The sequence below is a fragment of the Nitrosomonas sp. genome (assembly GCF_040240425.1).
In the GTDB taxonomy this organism is placed as follows: domain Bacteria; phylum Pseudomonadota; class Gammaproteobacteria; order Burkholderiales; family Nitrosomonadaceae; genus Nitrosomonas.
Window position 1 is genome coordinate 17,038 of the sequence record NZ_QPHG01000029.1, and the last position, 16,905, is coordinate 33,942.

The window sequence follows — 16,905 nt, forward strand, 5'->3', positions numbered from 1 at the left end:
AATTCAATGAAGTAGAAATTCGTCGAGAAAGCTAATTTTTTTATGAGCAAAACGCGGAAAACGGCCCCAAAGCTGCTTCCACCGTCATCCATCATAGCACCGTAACCGCCGATATCCGGCGGCAATTACGGAGATTTCTGATAATGACAAAATTCACTCTCAAACTGCTGCGCTTAAAAGATGTATTGTCTTTACGCGGTATAGGAAAGTCGCAACACTATGAAGATATTCAAGACGGACTTTTTACTCCACCGGTCAAGATAGGTTCTCGTGCATCTGCGTGGCCGGAACACGAAGTAGCAACAATCAATGCCGCGCGCATCGCTGGCAAGACCGAAGACCAGATACGGAAGATAGTTATTGATTTGATTAACGCCCGTACAGCAAGGAGTTGCATATGAAGAATTGGCACACCTTCGGTTACGCAGCTTTTGAAAGTAGAATTTTGCCACACTTGCAAAAAGTTAAACGTATTAGCGAAAGTAGATACGTTGCCCTATGCCCATGCCACAATGACAAAACTCCTTCACTAGCTGTTACGCTAAAGCCTGATGGTGTCACACTGATTCATTGCTTTGGCTGTGGCGCTTCCGGTCTGGATATATGTAATGCTTTGGGTATTGCTCCTGCTGCTTTGTTTCCCTCATCCGATAATCCGCGTTATGAAAAACAAATTAAGCAAGGCTTTAGCGCCTGGCAGCTTTTGCATGCCCTTGAGCGTGATCTACTTGTCGTTTTAATCGCAGCTAACCGCTATCTTATCGGAAGCGAACGGCCATGCCAATCAGATGTTGATTACTTGAAGGATGTTTGTGTCCGAATCAACGTAGCTTTGCAATATCTGGAGGGCAGACGAAATGACTAGTCTGCAGGAACAAGCAGAAGCAGCTTATTACGATGATGATGGCAAGTTACATATTCCTGCGAGGGAAGCTGATAAAAAGAATACAGATAGCATCGTTTTTAATGGGGATAACGGGGACAAAACTGAAGAATCAATCAATGACGAGACTTCCGAATACCAAAATTTATCTCCAAGTAATAAAGATAATGTGGGGACAATTGGGAACAAACCGCTATTTGAGGTAATTAAGTCCAGAAAAGGCTATCGAGACGGTGTTTATCATTGTGATGAAAAGAATGATGGCAGTCCGCACAAGCTATGGTTATGCAGTCCATTGTATGTGTTGGCAGATACTCGAGACAACACTCAAAACAATTGGGGAAGGCTTTTATCCTGGTGTGATAACGATAATCATGAACATGTTTGGGCATGCCCCGCTGAGTTATTGCAAGCTAGTGACCAGAGCGAATTTAGAAGAATTCTTGCAAATGGTGGGCTGATCATATCCCCTAACCAGAAGGCAAGAAAATTTTTGTGTGATTACGTTCTATCATACCGAACGGATAAGAAGGCTAGGTGCGTTGACCGGATTGGCTGGATTAATGGCAGATATGTGCTTAATTCGCTTGTGATTGGCAAGGAAGATCGTAAGGATTCTATTGTTTACCAAGGGATGGTATCGATGGATTTTGCAACAAATGGAACACTGGAAGACTGGAAAAAGAATGTTGCGGCTCTGGCATCTAACAATAGTCGAATCACGTTCGCCATATCATGTTCATTCGCAGGTGTATTAACCGAGATTGCAGGTGAAACAGGTGGCGGATTTCAGTTCACTGGTGAAACATCGAAAGGCAAAACATCTACCTTAATTGATCCTGCTGCTAGTGTTTGGGGGTACCCTGATTTATTTGCTAAAAAATGGCGAACGACAACGAACGGTTTGGAAGCGCTTTGCCAAACGAGAAATCACAATATTCTTATTCTTGATGATCTTGGGCAGATCGAACCATCCGAAGCTGGGCAAGCTGCCTATTTGATCGCAAACGGACAAGGCAAAGTGCGTATGACGAAAGATGCATCCGCAAGGCCACCAATCACTTGGAGAACACTGCTGTTGTCGTCCGGTGAAGTTGATCTATCACAGCATATTGAGAGTGCGGGTATGAAAGCTAGAGGTGGTCAGGTTGTGCGATTGCCGAGCATTCCAGCTGACACGGGGTCAGGCTGGTATACCATTGAAGATCTTCATGGTTGTAATGATGGTAAGGAATTTTCTGGAAAGATTAAAGGATCGGCACGACTATATTACGGATCAGCTGGGGTAGCGTTTCTTGAAAAGCTGGTTGGTAACTATCCGACGATAGAAGCCGATATCAAAACATCCATCAGCGACATTGTTAAAATATTTAATCTTTCATCTGGTCACCCGCCAGAGGTTGGACGCGTTGCTGAACGCTTCGCGTTAGTGGCTTATGCAGGAGAATTAGCTACAGAATACGGTGTAACAGGTTGGAAGCCTGGAGCGTCATTATTTGCTGCACAGCGGTGCTTTAATGCATGGTGGGCGCAATCCGATGGTAGTGTTGGGTATGACGAACAAAACCTGTTGTATCAGATTTCAACATACCTGCAAACCTACGGTGGAAGCCGCTTTCCCAATTGCGACACTCACCCTGACGATCTCGCTAAGGTTCAATGTCGTTCCGGTTTTACCAGAATCGAAGCAGGAGAACTTCAATATCTCGTTGAATCAGGTGCATTTCGCAATGAGCTTTGTAAGGGATTCAATTTAAAGTGGGCAACTAAAGCGCTGATCAAGAAAGGCTGGTTGATTCCGGGTAGTGACAGACCGCAACAAAAACCACGAGTGAAGGCACTTGGTAAAACAGTGAGAGTTTACGCTATAGATAGTAAAGCCATTGAGGGGGACGAATTTTGATTGCTTCAGACTGGATAAATAAAGTTCTTGAGAAAACTGTCCCCATTTATCCCCAGCTTCCTAAACGTAATGGGAGACAAAATAAGTATAGCGGAACCATGATGAATAAAGGCCTACAGCAATCTGCTCCCATTGTCCCCAATGTTCCCATAAAAGAAGTGATATCCGATAGTTTGAGTGGGCAAACTGATTCGGATTTCGAGAAAGTCCGGGTCTGGTTATTTCAAACTGGTGAACCTGAGGAAGATCATTATTTAGTGCTGGATAAGTGCAAGAGTGATCCAAATTTAATCGCCTATTATTTGGGGCTGACTAACAAAGATAAAGAATAATCCAATTACGAAAATGACAGTGAAAGCAAAAGTGGTTCAGAAATGCGAAGAGTCAGGTTTATTTGGCAAGGTATCCAAGATTTCTCAGAGAAACCATGACAAGGTTTCCGAAAAAAATTATGTGAAGGTTTACGAAACCTTCGAATTGGATACCATCAGTGCATTTACGAAACGGAATGTAGGTCGTCCTACATCGTATAGAGAAATATATATAAAACAGGCGTATAAGTTATGTTTGCTTGGTGCTACAGATAAAGACTTAGCTGATTTCTTTGGCGTATCCGAACAAACCATCAACAACTGGAAGAAGAATCATCCTGAATTTTTTGAGTCCATAAATAGGGGTAAGCTGATAATGGATGCCAAAGTGGCCGAATGTTTATATAAGCTTGCTATTGGCTACTCATACCCTGATGTACGCGTCACTAATTCCCGTGGAAAAATAACAATCACTGAAACCACAAAACACTATCCACCAAATGTTAAAGCTTGTATTTTTTGGCTTAGAAACCGGCAACCCGAAAAATGGGGAAAATAGTAAGTCTAAGTAGTAAGTAAATCCCAAGCGAATTTGTGTGCAAAGAAAAGTTGGAATAAATAACCCCGCTACTTGCAACGGGGCTATTTATTTTGGGAATTAAGATATTCTCAATACCAATACTTTACAAGATAGATGATAATAATTATCATTACCAAAATCAGATTTAAGAATTATTCAGATAATCTCACTAAGCGAGCATTATTGTAATGCGACGAAAATTTGATACCTTTGTTTAATGCAAAAAATAATTTTCTAGCCAGCCAACAAAATCCTACTTAATTGTCAGCCAGCTATCACATAATATATTTGGAGATAGCGCAATGGTTGTAAAAAATAAATCAAACAAATTTAATTGGTTAACCTTAATGTTGCGTTATTGGTTAATCTTTATTGATGCGCGAAAGCTAATATCGCGAATCATCATGATCACGCCATTCATTCGATTCACTCTCGCAGTAACTTTAAATCACTTCAAATTGCTTTCGCGTTAATTCCAAATTCACTGATTCTTTATTATGAATTTAGAAGGTGAGTGGGTTTTGCAAATGGATGCCTTATTTATTGCGCATCAAGCGCAATTGCGTCGAGCTGCATTCAAGATTTTGCGCGACTGGAATCAAGCCGATGATGTTGTTCACGACGCCTATCTCAAGATTCGTGAGTGTTCCGATAATAAAGTGGAGGTAAAGCAACCAATTGCCTATTTATTTCGGATTGTGCGGAATATGGCGATTGATCAATACCGTCGCTATATATTCGAACTAGATTTATTTGATAACGAGGAAGAAGGCTTGTTAGTGCCTGATAAGCTGCGAACTCCAGAGGCCTATCTAATGCACTACCAGGATTTGAATCTGGTAATGAAAGCGTTAAATAAGCTTCCTGATAGAACCCGAAGGGTTTTTGAGCTATATCGAATTGAAGGTTACACGCAGCGCATGATTGCGGAAGAACTCCATATATCTGTTTCTTTAGTAAACATTCTGATCCATACCGCTATTCGTCATTGCAAAGAAGCTTTGTCCAGTAGGTCATAAGCTGCACCAAACTTAAAAGTTTTATAGATTTCTTGGATTTTTCCTGAATTGGTTCGTCTAGAGAAATAAGAAGCATTCTTATTCTCATTGATGTAATGATTGAATCTAATTGATAAGGAAATAGCAATGACGAGTTGTTTTGATCGCGACGATGGTGTGTTCCGGGTATTGGTCAATCACGAGGACCAATATTCACTGTGGCCGGAATGGAAAGCGATTCCAGGTGGTTGGCGGGACACCGGTTTTCTGGGCGATAAAAAAACCTGCTTGAGTCATATTGAAGATATTTGGACCGACATGCGTCCGCTCAGTCTGCGGCAATTCATGGACAATGCATCTTAGGCTGGTATCGATATGTCTCGCCATTTTGTGTCTATTGTTTGCCGTGTGCAGGTGCCAGCGCCACGATGTACCTGCGTTGGAAAAGATTGTTGCCTTCATGGATAGAAGTAATTCCAGTGGAATTACCGGGTCGCGGTAGCCGTTTGGGTGAGAGCCCGCAGGAAAATTACCGCATGCTGGTGGACATCCTGAGTCAGGAAATTGCATTAACGCTACCAGAAAGCTACGCCCTTTTCGGTCATAGCATGGGAGCGTTGCTGGCTCATGGAATCACGCGGGAATTGCATCGACTGAAAGCTCGCTTGCCTGACGCGCTGATGGTATCTGGTTGCGCGGCTCCGGCACGGCAGGATAGTCAGCGTTATCACAAAATCTGCATGGAAGCTGCGTTGATCGCAGACTTGAGTAAGCAAGGCGGAACACCTGAAGAGGTATTCAACAATCCGGAATTGCTAGCCATGACATTGCAATTGCTGCGGATCGATTACTGCGTATGCGGTAGTTTTCAGTATACGAGGCATGATCCTCTTCCTGTTCCGATTCATTGTTTCGGCGGCAGATCAGATGCGATTGGTGTAGATAACCTAAGTTTATGGCGGCAGGAAGGCAGTCGAATGTTTACACTCGATTGGTTCGACGGCGGACATTTCTTTCTGCGGCAATCGGAAGAGTGGTTCATCCATGTGCTAAAAAAAAGATTGCTTGAAAGCCAAAAAGGGGTGATGTGTGACATCGTTGCAACGGCTTGAAGCGGTGCCGGAGGATATCGATGCATGGTTGCTCGAATTCGCATTTACCTCAACACAATTGGCGCATGATTGGCCAATTCTTAGCGCAAAGGAACAATCCCGGGCGCGAGGTTTTTATCACTATCAAGATCGGATTCGCTTCGTATCAGGGCGAGCTGCATTGAGGCGCTTGCTGGCCGAGCGTGTTGGGATTTTGCCTGATCGTTTAACTATCTCAATCACCGCGTCTGGTAAGCCATATCTGGCACAGCATGCCGAAATTCAATTCAATCTTTCTCATGCCGGCAGTTTTGCGCTGATTGCCATGTCGTCAGCGGGCAAGATCGGAATTGACATCGAACGGTGCGATCGCGATATCACCGGGCTAATTCATTATGTGTTGTCTCCGCTTGAGCACGCCCGGGCATGTTGGCCGGAAAAACGATTCATCGATCTGTGGGTAGCGAAGGAAGCGGTATTGAAGGCTCTGGGACTGGGGATTGCGGAAAACCTGCAAGATATTTCCGTGTTGCCGGTACCTGGCAATCATTATCGCATTGCGCATGAACATTCGGATTGGGGAGTCATTCGAGCCTGGCCAATCGAAGCTCCGAAAGATTACGCTGCGGCGCTGGCTTTGATTCACTAATCCGCATGGCAACCATAAAACAAGGCACTTCTTACATCTCCATATTCGAAGATATGGATCATTTCCTATCAATAAGGCAACTCCAGAAAAATTGTTATGAACACAAGATTGATTCCGAATCGTGATTTCCCGGTGAATCTGGTAACACACCTGCAAGAATTAGCTTTAGCAAGACCCGAGGATACGGCGCTGATCACCGTATCCGAAGTGAATGGCTGCTGGCAGGAAAAGCGCTTCAGTTATCGGCAGCTTGATCAACGTGTCAAAGCTTTGGCGGCAGAATTGCAGAGCCATGTGTTGCCGGGTGGGCGTGTGCTGTTGCTGATGGAAAACGACGAGCATTATGTGATCGGTTTCCTTGCATGCCTATATGCCGGAGCAATCGCAGTGCCGGTATTTCCGCCGGAAACGGTAAAGGAACAGCATATGGCCAGATTGCTGGCAATCGCTGCGGATGCCCGGGCACAGTGCATCGTGACCACCGGTGACGGCGTTTCCTTGTTGCATGACGCCGGCGCGCTGCAACTCAGCGATATTCCGGTAGTGACCGTCGATACCGTCGACAGCGATTGTTCACGGAATTGGCAGGCATTTGAGCCTCAAGCGGAAGATATCGCTTTTTTACAGTACACCTCAGGTTCAACCGCCGTTCCAAAAGGTGTCATGGTCAGTCATCATAACCTGATGGTTAATTCCCGAGCGTTTGAAGAAGGCATGTCGATTGCCGCCGACGATATTTTTGTCAGTTGGTTGCCGCTGTATCACGACATGGGATTGATCGGCGGATTGTTGCAGCCGTTACACCGCGGCGTGCCGGTAATTCTGATGACGCCGAAGTTTTTTATCGAACGCCCGGTGCGCTGGCTGGAAGTCATTTCACGCTATCGCGCCACCGTCAGCGGCGCACCGAATTTTGCCTTTCAGTTATGCGCCGATCGAGTCAGAAATTCGCAGTTACAAACATTGGATTTATCCTGCTGGCGGGTTGCCTTCTGCGGCGCCGAACCGGTACGGCAGAACACCATGCGTGCATTTGTTGAGCGTTTCGAGCCGGCGGGGGTTTCTACAGGAACGATTTATCCTTGCTATGGCCTGGCGGAAGCCACGCTGTTCGTGACCGGCGGGGTGCGCGGTGAAGGTATGAAAGCGCAGGAATTTTCACCCGAATTGCTGGCGCAAGGCAAGGCGGAGCGGGCTGAACAAGGCGTTCCGGTCGTTGCTTGCGGTTTTCCGGCATCCAGCCATGCCGTCCGAGTCGTCGATTCGGAGACTGGTGCTGCATTGACGGACGATCATGTTGGCGAGATCTGGGCCAGGGGTGACAGTCTGGCGCAAGGCTACTGGCAGCGTCCGCAAGAAACCGCGGCAGCATTTGTACAGTATGACGGATTGCGTTGGCTGCGCACCGGCGATCTGGGCTTCGTGCATGCGCGGCAGCTTTATATCATGGGAAGGCTCAAGGATTTGATCATCATTCGCGGACAGAATATTTATCCGCAGGATATTGAGCTGATGATCGAAGATGAAGTCGAGGCGGTGCGCAAAGGCCGGGTTGCGGTGTTTTCCGTGGAAAGCGAAGAAGGCGAAGGCATCGGCATCGCCGCCGAAATATCGCGCAATATGCAAAAACTGGTCAGTGCGGAAACCTTGGTGCAAGTGCTGGCAGAAGCTGTCAGCGCCAGTTGTCATGAATCCCTGTCGGTTGCCGTGCTGCTGAATCCCGGCGCATTGCCCAAAACGTCGAGCGGAAAGCTACAACGCGCCGCGTGCCGGCGAGGGTGGATCGATCGTTCGTTGGATGCCTACGCGATCTATGAATATGGCTATTTTGTGCGCGGTGGCAGCAACCGGGCAGAGCAATCGTTACAGGACGATACCGAACGTGATGTTGCAGCGATCTGGGAAACGTTGCTGGATCGCACCGGATTAGGACGCGACGATCACTTTTTTGCTGCCGGCGGTAATTCACTCAAAGCGATTCAGGCGGTGGCCCGGATTTGTGATCGCTGGCAAATTCCTTTTACCTCGCGCCACTTGTTTCAAAACCCGCGGTTGCAGGAATGTGCGGCAGTTATCCGCCAATTGATCGCAAATCAGGGAGTGCAAAGCGGACAAACCGGTGCTGAGCACAAAATCATGAAATGTGAACGTACCGATGCATTACCTTTGTCTTACGGTCAGCAGCGGTTATGGTTCTTATGGCAGCTCGACCCAAACAGCACCGCTTTCCATGTACAGCACGCGGTTCGCCTGATGGGTGAGCTGAATTTGCATGCGCTCCATGTCAGCTTGAGTGAGTTAATCGGGCGGCATGAAGCGCTACGTACGAATTATGCCATTGGCGCTACCGGTATCGTGGAACAGATGATTGCGCCGTCACTGCAATTGCCGTTACCGGTGATCGATTTGATAACGATACCGCAATCGCAACACGACCGGCGTATTCAGATGGAAGTCACGCGCTTGCTGTCGCAGCCGTTTGACTTGACCCGCGATCCCTTGCTGCGGGTCGCGGTGATTCGGTTGAGCAGTCACGAGCAGATTCTGGTGATCGTGATGCACCACATCGTTTCCGACGCTGCCTCGCTGCAAATTCTGCTGGATGAACTGGCCGTCGATTATCAGGCACAGGTGCAGCAACGGCTGGCCAATCTGCCGGCATTGCCGGTGCAGTACGCGGATTACGCGCAATGGCAGTTGCGTTGGCTGGAGGCGGGCGAAAAAGACCGCCAGTTGGTTTACTGGAAAAGCTACCTGGGCGCGGAACACGAAGTGCTGCGCCTGCCGGTCGATCATGCCAGAAAACCAGTGACACATTATCGCGCTGCGCGCTACCGGTTCGATTTTCCGGATGATACCGTGCAATCGTTACGGCGGTTGGCGGCGGCACAGGAAATTACCGTGTTCATGGCGTTGCTCGCTGCTTTGCAAGTGCTGCTGCATCGTCACACGGGGCAACCGGATATTCGGATTGGCGTCCCGGTTGCCAATCGTAACCGGATCGAGACGGCTCCGCTGATCGGATTTTTCGTCAATACCCAGGTCATGCGCGGGCGCTTGCATGGACGCATGACGCTCAATGAATTACTGCAGCAAGTGCGGGAAGATGCAATCAACGCTCAGGTCCATCAGGACTTGCCGTTCGAACAACTGGTGGAAGCGCTCCACCCGCAACGGGATTTGCGGCACAGTCCTTTGTTTCAAGTCACGTTGAATCATTTGCAACTGGACTACCGCTTGTTGCAGCAATGCACGGGATTGCAGGCAAGCGAGTATGCGTTGCCTGAATCCGACGGACAACTGGAACTACGGCTGGAAACAGTCGAATCACCCGATGGACATCTCAGCGGTCACTTCATTTATGCCGCCGATTTGTTCAATCAGGCTACGGTGGAGCGGATGGCGCGTCAGTATGTGCGCATTGTGCAGGCAATCGCCATAAATCCTGAAATAGCCATTGGCGAGATTTCATTACTGGATGAAGCCGAAGTCCGGTTACTGCACACACGGGGAAAACCGGATACAAATTTCACGCACTACTCATTGGTTCAGCAACGTTTCGAGGCGCAGGCCGAGAAACATCCGGATGCGATTGCCATCGTTACCCGGTCGCTACAATTCAGTTATGCCGAACTGAATAATCATGCTAACCGGTTGGCTCATCGCTTGATCGATCAGGGCGTGCAACCGGAGATGCGTGTAGGAATTGCCGTGGCGCGCGATGCAATCGCCTTGCCGGTCGGATTGCTGGCCATATTGAAAGCGGGTGGCTGCTATGTACCGCTTGATCCCGAATATCCGCAGGAGCGGCTGGACTACATGATAAAGGATAGTGGTATTCGCTTGCTGCTGACCCAATCGCAATTTCTCGGAAAGTTGCCGCTACCGGAAGGCCTGACCGTGATCGAGCTCGATCATGCGATTACCGGGCCAGGCAACAAGAACGATCCCGCTGTCGTACTTCATCCGGAAAATCTGGCGTACGTCATTTATACCTCGGGATCGACCGGTCGGCCGAAGGGGGTGGCTGTGGCGCATGGCACGCTGGCCATGCATTTGGCTGCAATCGAGCCGGTTTATGACGTGCGTGCCGATGACCGGGAATTGATGTTTTTCTCCATCAACTTCGACGCTGCGGCGGAGCAATGGATGACACCGTTGATGGCGGGCGCCGCTCTGGTGCTGTCTTCCCCCGAACAACTGGCCGGCGAGGGATTCGCCGAACTCATTGCGACGCAGAACATCACCCGCTTGCACTTGCCGCCGGCGTATTTACGCATGCTGCTGCCGTTGCTGGAAGGTACTGATCACCCGGTACGGGTTTGTATTGTCGGTGGCGAAGCCTGGCATACCGCCGATGTGGCTGCAACGCGCGCGCGCTTCCGGCAAGCACGGCTGATCAATGCCTACGGACCGACGGAAACGGTCATCACGCCGACTGCCTGGTTCTGCGATGCCGGGCAGGATTTGCCGCCGCAATTGGATGGCGAATTCATGCCGATCGGCCAGCCGGTAGGCAAGCGCTGTGCCTATGTACTGGATGCGGAATTGAATCTCGCGCCCTCGGGTGCCATCGGAGAACTCTATATCGGAGGGGGCGGCCTGGCGCGCGGTTATCTCGACTGGCCGGATCTGACCGCCGAGCGCTTTGTCGCCGATCCGTTCGATCCGGCGGGAGGGCGCTTGTACCGCACCGGCGATTTGGTGCGCTGGCGCAGCGACGGTCAACTGGAATACTGGGGACGCGCCGACCAGCAAATCAAATTGCGCGGTTTCCGCGTCGAATTGGGCGAGATTGAAGCGCAGTTGCTGACTCTGGATCATGTGCGCGAAGCTGCCGTGATCGCGCAGGATGGCGCGCACGGTTTGCGGTTGATTGCCTATGTCGGTATGCCGGATGCCGGACACAGAAATGCATCGGCGCTGAAAACGGCGTTATCGGCGGTACTGCCGGACTACATGGTGCCGGGGTTGATCGTTTTTCTCGATACATTGCCGCTCACACCGAACGGTAAGATCGACCGGCAGGCGCTGCCCGCGCCCGGTATTAGGGAAGTACCCGATTACGATCCGCCGGTTAACGATCTGGAAGCGAAGATTGCTGGAATCTGGGCGGCGCTGTTGCAAATTCCGCAAGTGGGTCTGCACCATAATTTTTTTGATTTGGGCGGTCATTCGTTGTTGCTGATCAAGGTGAAGCAACGGCTGGAAGCCGAACTGCACGCGCCAGTGGCCATTGTCGACTTGTTCAAATACACCACGGTAGCCAGTCTGGCCAAATTTCTCGGGCAAGGTGAAATACAGCCGGTTTCTTCCTTGCCACGCCATTTACAACGGGCGCAGCGGCAACGCGGTGCTTTCCTAGCAAGAAAACAGAAAGTGGAGAAAATGAATTAATGGATAATTCCAAACAGTTAGCCGACACCGCGTCCATCGATATTGCCGTGATCGGCATGGCGTGCCGGTTTCCGGGAGCGGACGATGTCGAATCGTTCTGGCGCAATGTGCGCGATGGCGTCGAGTCGATCCGGTTTTTTACGGACGAAGAATTGCTTGCGCGCGGCGTGTCCGCGGAAACGTTGGCTGATCCGCATTACGTCAAAGCCAGCGCGGAGATAAGCAATGCCGATGGTTTCGATGCCGCTTTTTTTGGCTATACCCCGCGCGAGGCGGCGGAAACCGATCCGCAGCACCGGCTTTTTCTCGAGGTGGCCTGGCAGGCGCTGGAAGATGCGGGCTACGACGCGAGCCGCTATGCCCAGCAGATCGGCGTATACGCTGGGTGTGGCGTTAATACCTATCTGATGCTCAATCTGCTAACCAGCGACCGTATGGCGGACAAGCAAGATATTTCCGCGCTGCAGGGGTTGATGAACGGCAACAACAAGGATTCCATGACTACCACGGTCGCCTACAAGCTCAACTTGCGTGGCCCGGGCATCACGGTGCAGACAGCCTGCTCAACCTCACTGGCGGCGGTGCATGTGGCTTGCCGCGGTCTGCTGAATTACGAAACGGATGTGGCGCTCGCTGGCGGTTCGTGGGTTAATTTGCTGCACGACAAAGGGTATTACTATCAACCCGGCGCGATTTTGTCACCCGACGGGCATTGCCGGGCGTTCGATGCCCAGGCGGCCGGTACCGTGATCGGCAGCGGCGCCGGCATCGTGGTGTTGAAGCGGCTGGCCGATGCACTGGTGGATGGCGACACCATTCATGCTGTGATCAAAGGATCGGCGGTCAATAACGACGGTTCGGCCAAGGCCGGTTATACCGCGCCCAGTGTTGAAGGACAGGCGGAAGTGATTCTGGCGGCGCAGGCGATCGCAGGTGTTTCGGCGGATACCGTCAGCTATATTGAGACGCACGGCACTGGTACGACGATCGGTGACCCGATTGAAATCGCCGCATTGACGCAAGCTTTCCGTGAAACTACAGACCGCCGTGGTTTCTGTGCCATCGGGTCGGTCAAAACCAATGTCGGACATCTCGATGCTGCGGCCGGTGTGGCGGGTCTGATTAAAACCGTGCTGTCGTTAAAGCACCGGACTGTGCCACCCAGTTTGCACTTTGAACAAGCCAATCCGCAGATCGATTTCGATAACAGTCCGTTTTACGTCAACACTCGCTGCAAAGACTGGCCAAGCGGCCCGCTGCCGCGCTGCGCGGGAGTCAGCTCGTTCGGTATCGGCGGCACCAATGTACACGTAATCGTGGAAGAGGCACCAGCGGTAAAACCATCCGTGTCATCGCGTGATTGGCAATTGCTAACGATCTCCGCGCGCAATTCCGTTGCGCTGGAACAAACCGTGACGAATCTGCAGCACCATCTGGCGGCGCATCCGCAACTGGCGCTGGCGGATGTTGCTTACACTCTGCAGCTCGGTAGGAAGCATTTTGCCCATCGGGCTATCGTATTGTGCCGCGATCATGACGATGCCGTATCGCTGTTGCACAACCGGTACAACGTACGTTTTCTTTTGCAGGAATCGGCGGATCGGCATCATGCGATAACGTTTATGTTTCCCGGTCAGGGCGCGCAACATGCCGATATGGTGCAGGATTTGTATCGGCAGGAACCGGTTTTCAGGGCTGAAATCGATCATTGCTTACGATTATTGCAACCGTATCTGGAGTACGATTTGCATGCGTTGCTGTTGCCGCAGAACGACCAAGAACGATCGGTTGCAGCCATCCGGCTTGAGCAAACCGAAGTGACGCAACCGGCACTATTCGTAATCGAATACGCGCTGGCGCGGTTGTGGATGGCATGGGGCATTCAACCGGCGGCGATCATCGGTCATAGCATCGGCGAATATGTGGCTGCTTGTTTGGCCGGCGTGTTCACGTTGGAGGACGCATTGAGTTTAGTGGCAATGCGAGGTGCTTTATTGCAGCAAATGGAGTCCGGTGCCATGCTGGCGGTTTCACTGTCCGAATCCGATCTTGCGCCTCATCTGATCGAGGGTTGCGATTTGGCAGCAATTAACGGACCGGAATTGTGTGTTGTGTCCGGTAGCGTTGCGGTGATCGATACCATTGAGAAGAATCTGAACGAGCGGGGTGTATTTTGCCGCCGGTTGCAGGTATCGCATGCTTTTCATTCCGCCATGACGGATGCGCTGGTGCCGGTATTTGTTGAGCGGATGGCTAAACTGAAGTTGAATCCGCCCGCCATTCGCTTCTTTTCCAATGTCAGCGGTGACTGGATTACACCGCAACAGGCCACCGATGCACAATATTGGGGGCGGCATTTGCGTGCCACGGTGCGCTTCAACGATAGTTTGCAACAATTGCTGAATCAGCCGGACATGATATTACTGGAAGTAGGGCCGGGAGAAACGCTGACTCGGCTGGCGCAACGTCATCCCTTGGTACAGTCGCAACAATTGATTATGTCTTCGCTACCGCACCCGAGCCAGATTCAATCGACGCAATTGCATTTTTACCGAACGCTGGGAAAACTCTGGTTGCACGGGGTCAATATCGGCTGGGCGGATTTCCATGCGCAGGAGAGCTGCCGACGCGTTTCCTTACCATCGTATCCGTTCGAACGGCGATCGTATTGGATCGAAGCGGATCAACAAGTCTTGCGCCCGGCTGCGGCGGGTAACCGGAAATCCCAATCCGGGTCGAAGCACGTCCACTCGATTCAGGATTGGTTATACGTTCCGTCATGGCAACGTACGGCCGCTGGTGCGGAAAAAGTACCCGCGCTGAAACAGGATGATCGCTATTTGATTTTCGGTAATGAAGATGCCATCTCGGTCGCGCTCGTGACCACTCTGATCCGTCAGGGTGTTCATCCCGTCGTGGTTACCGCTGGAGAAGCATTCCAGCAAACTGCCGACACTGAATATACGATCAATCCGGACAGACCGGATGATTTCGTGCAATTGCTGAACAAGCTTGATGATGCGAGCATCCGGGGTTGGCAAATTTTTCATTTGTGGAGTGTGAGCGGTGCAGAATGCGTTCAATCGCTGAAAGAAGGCATTAGCAGAAATTTCTATAGTGTACTGAATCTGGTGAAAGCGCTGGAGGTAGCACAATCCGCTATACCGTCAGGCAAGAAAATCTCCATCAATCTGATTACCAACGGATTGGCGGATGTGATCGGCAGCGAAACACTGTATCCGCTGAAATCATTGCTACTCGGTCCTTGCAAAGTGATCCCGCAGGAATATGCCAATCTCGGCTGCCGGATCATCGACATCGAGTCGCAACATGCGGCGGGTGATATGCCGATGCGATTGAGTCAACGGTTGATTGCCGAGACGCAAATGGATAGCGGCGATGCTTTGGTGGCGTACCGCGGTCCGTATCGCTGGATTCAAAATTATCAACCGGCCGATCAGTCCGTAACGGTAAGAAGACGTTTCAAGCAGGAAGGCGTGTATTTCATCACCGGCGGGTTGGGAGGAATCGGATTGACGCTGGCACGCCATCTGGCGCAAAACTATCACGCCAGAATCGTCTTGCTGGGCCGTACCGGTCTACCCGACAGGGTAACCTGGCAGGATGTCTTGCCGGATGGGATGAACGAGGCGCTGCGGCAAAAGTTGTCGGCAATTCAGCAGCTGGAGGCAATGGGCGCCAAGGTTCTGGCGCTACAAGCTGATGTCGCCGATGCTGGACAGCTACAGGCAGCGGTGGCAACCGCACGTGCTTGTTTTGGCAGGATTGACGGCGTCATCCACGCCGCTGGGGAAGTCAGTTCCGGTTTGATGACTACCAAAGCCGATGAAACCATTGCCCGTGTCTTTGCCCCCAAAGTACAGGGTATGCAAGCACTGCAAACGGTTTTCCGGGGTGAAGCACTGGATTTCATGGTGCTGTGTTCGTCCTTGGCGACAATTGCTGGAGGATTGAGCAAGATCGATTACTGCGCAGCCAATGCCTACCTAGATGCGAGTGCGCAAGTCGCTTACCGGGAAGGCCGATACCCGGTTATTTCCATCAATTGGGATAGCTGGCGGGAAGTCGGCATGGCTGCCGATATGGACATGCCGGAAGGCATTGGGATTGCACCCGGGGAAGGCGCGGAATTATTCGAACTGATCGTGAATGGTTCAGATATTCCGCAGATCATCGTGTCGACCAGCGATTTGTCCGAACGATTGCGTCAATCGCCGCATGATCTATTGATGCAACCGTTGGATCTATCAATCCCCGCGAAAACGAAGAACAACCGGTTCCCAAGACCGGCGCTGCAAACGCCTTTTAATCCCCCCGCCAATGATCTGGAAATTAAAATCGCGGAGATCTGGCAGGGCTTGCTCGGTATCGATACCGTGGGTATCGATGACAATTTGTTCGAGCTCGGTGGTGATTCATTGTTGGGCGTTCAATTGCTGGCCAGAGTGCGCGCCAATTTTGCTGTCGATCTGCATCCGGCCGATTTTTTCCGCTCGCCTACCATTGCCGGTTTGGTCGTATTGGTGGAAACCAGATTGCTTGATGAGATCGAGTGTTCCTGATGACGAATAAGCAGGATGAACTGGAACAGCGCCGCGCGCGATTAACGCCCGAGCAGCGCCAACGGTTGGCGCAAAGAATTCAAACCGGCAATCAAGCGGCGCAACAGCAAGTGCAGATTTTGCGTCGGCCGACAATGGATTCTATTCCGTTATCGTACGCGCAGCAGCGGCACTGGTTTTTGTGGCAACTGGAACCGCAGAGCACGGCGTATCACTTGAGTGCGGCGTTACGCTTGAGCGGTGAATTGGACGTTGCGGCGTTGCAGACAAGCTTCCGGGTACTGGTGCAGCGGCATGAATCGCTGCGCACGGTGTGCCGTGCCAATGTACACGGACAAGCGCAGCAGGTGATCGAAGCGGCGGGGGATTTTGCGCTGCAAACGATTGATCTGAGCGATCTGCCGCTCGACTCGCGACAGCAACGCGCGACGCAGGAAGCCAAGCAAATCATCACTACTCCATTCGATCTGACGCAGGGGCCGCTGCTGCGTGTGGCGGTGATCCGCTTGG

Annotated in this window: 12 protein-coding genes; all 12 read left to right on the top strand. The window is 51.0% G+C overall.

What is annotated here, in order from left to right; translation table 11 throughout:
• The first annotated feature begins 143 nt into the window (after positions 1 to 143).
• Positions 144 to 401, top strand: a complete 258-nt coding sequence (locus DU481_RS11365) for a helix-turn-helix transcriptional regulator (RefSeq protein WP_350134542.1) — start codon at positions 144 to 146, stop codon at positions 399 to 401.
• Positions 398 to 865 (top strand): CHC2 zinc finger domain-containing protein, encoded by a 468-nt coding sequence (locus DU481_RS11370; RefSeq protein ID WP_350134544.1) that lies wholly within the window; start codon positions 398 to 400, stop codon positions 863 to 865. Before DU481_RS11365 ends, DU481_RS11370 begins: the two co-directional genes overlap by 4 nt.
• Positions 858 to 2,786, top strand: coding sequence for a DUF927 domain-containing protein (locus DU481_RS11375; RefSeq protein ID WP_350134546.1), 1,929 nt, complete (start codon positions 858 to 860; stop codon positions 2,784 to 2,786). The genes DU481_RS11370 and DU481_RS11375 overlap by 8 nt, the downstream gene beginning before the upstream one ends.
• Positions 2,783 to 3,118, top strand: coding sequence for a hypothetical protein (locus DU481_RS11380; RefSeq protein ID WP_350134548.1), 336 nt, complete (start codon positions 2,783 to 2,785; stop codon positions 3,116 to 3,118). Before DU481_RS11375 ends, DU481_RS11380 begins: the two co-directional genes overlap by 4 nt.
• Positions 3,119 to 3,137: 19 nt before the next feature.
• Complete coding sequence (locus DU481_RS11385; protein WP_350134550.1) at positions 3,138 to 3,656, top strand: helix-turn-helix domain-containing protein; 519 nt, start codon at positions 3,138 to 3,140, stop codon at positions 3,654 to 3,656.
• A 518-nt stretch (positions 3,657 to 4,174) separates the two neighbouring features.
• A complete protein-coding gene (locus tag DU481_RS11390; protein ID WP_350134552.1) occupies positions 4,175 to 4,696 on the top strand; it encodes a sigma-70 family RNA polymerase sigma factor in 522 nt (173 codons plus the stop codon).
• A 126-nt stretch (positions 4,697 to 4,822) separates the two neighbouring features.
• Positions 4,823 to 5,038 carry an MbtH family protein gene (locus DU481_RS11395; RefSeq protein ID WP_350134554.1) on the top strand — a complete coding sequence of 72 codons (216 nt, stop codon included), beginning with the start codon at positions 4,823 to 4,825 and terminating at the stop codon, positions 5,036 to 5,038.
• 38 nt (positions 5,039 to 5,076) lie between these two features.
• The gene (locus tag DU481_RS11400; RefSeq protein WP_350134555.1) at positions 5,077 to 5,787 is read left to right on the top strand and encodes a thioesterase II family protein; all 711 of its coding nucleotides are present in this window, start codon (positions 5,077 to 5,079) and stop codon (positions 5,785 to 5,787) included.
• Positions 5,765 to 6,415, top strand: coding sequence for a 4'-phosphopantetheinyl transferase family protein (locus DU481_RS11405; RefSeq protein ID WP_350134557.1), 651 nt, complete (start codon positions 5,765 to 5,767; stop codon positions 6,413 to 6,415). The genes DU481_RS11400 and DU481_RS11405 overlap by 23 nt, the downstream gene beginning before the upstream one ends.
• A gap of 96 nt (positions 6,416 to 6,511) precedes the next feature.
• Positions 6,512 to 11,812: a non-ribosomal peptide synthetase gene (locus DU481_RS11410; RefSeq protein ID WP_350134559.1), complete on the top strand. Its 5,301-nt coding sequence runs from the start codon at positions 6,512 to 6,514 to the stop codon at positions 11,810 to 11,812.
• Positions 11,812 to 16,395, top strand: a complete 4,584-nt coding sequence (locus tag DU481_RS11415) for a type I polyketide synthase (protein ID WP_350134561.1) — start codon at positions 11,812 to 11,814, stop codon at positions 16,393 to 16,395. Before DU481_RS11410 ends, DU481_RS11415 begins: the two co-directional genes overlap by 1 nt.
• On the top strand, positions 16,395 to 16,905 hold a 511-nt coding region (locus tag DU481_RS11420; RefSeq protein WP_350134563.1), incomplete at its 3' end, for a condensation domain-containing protein. The genes DU481_RS11415 and DU481_RS11420, both read left to right, overlap by 1 nt.

What these genes read in the sequence shown, in the direction of transcription:
- DU481_RS11365 (WP_350134542.1), top strand. Translation starts at nt 144, where the DNA reads ATGACAAAATTCACTCTCAAACTGCTGCGCTTAAAAGATGTATTGTCT.
- DU481_RS11410 (WP_350134559.1), top strand. Translation starts at nt 6,512, where the DNA reads ATGAACACAAGATTGATTCCGAATCGTGATTTCCCGGTGAATCTGGTA.
- DU481_RS11415 (WP_350134561.1), top strand. Translation starts at nt 11,812, where the DNA reads ATGGATAATTCCAAACAGTTAGCCGACACCGCGTCCATCGATATTGCC.
- DU481_RS11395 (WP_350134554.1), top strand. Translation starts at nt 4,823, where the DNA reads ATGACGAGTTGTTTTGATCGCGACGATGGTGTGTTCCGGGTATTGGTC.
- DU481_RS11375 (WP_350134546.1), top strand. Translation starts at nt 858, where the DNA reads ATGACTAGTCTGCAGGAACAAGCAGAAGCAGCTTATTACGATGATGAT.
- DU481_RS11390 (WP_350134552.1), top strand. Translation starts at nt 4,175, where the DNA reads ATGAATTTAGAAGGTGAGTGGGTTTTGCAAATGGATGCCTTATTTATT.
- DU481_RS11370 (WP_350134544.1), top strand. Translation starts at nt 398, where the DNA reads ATGAAGAATTGGCACACCTTCGGTTACGCAGCTTTTGAAAGTAGAATT.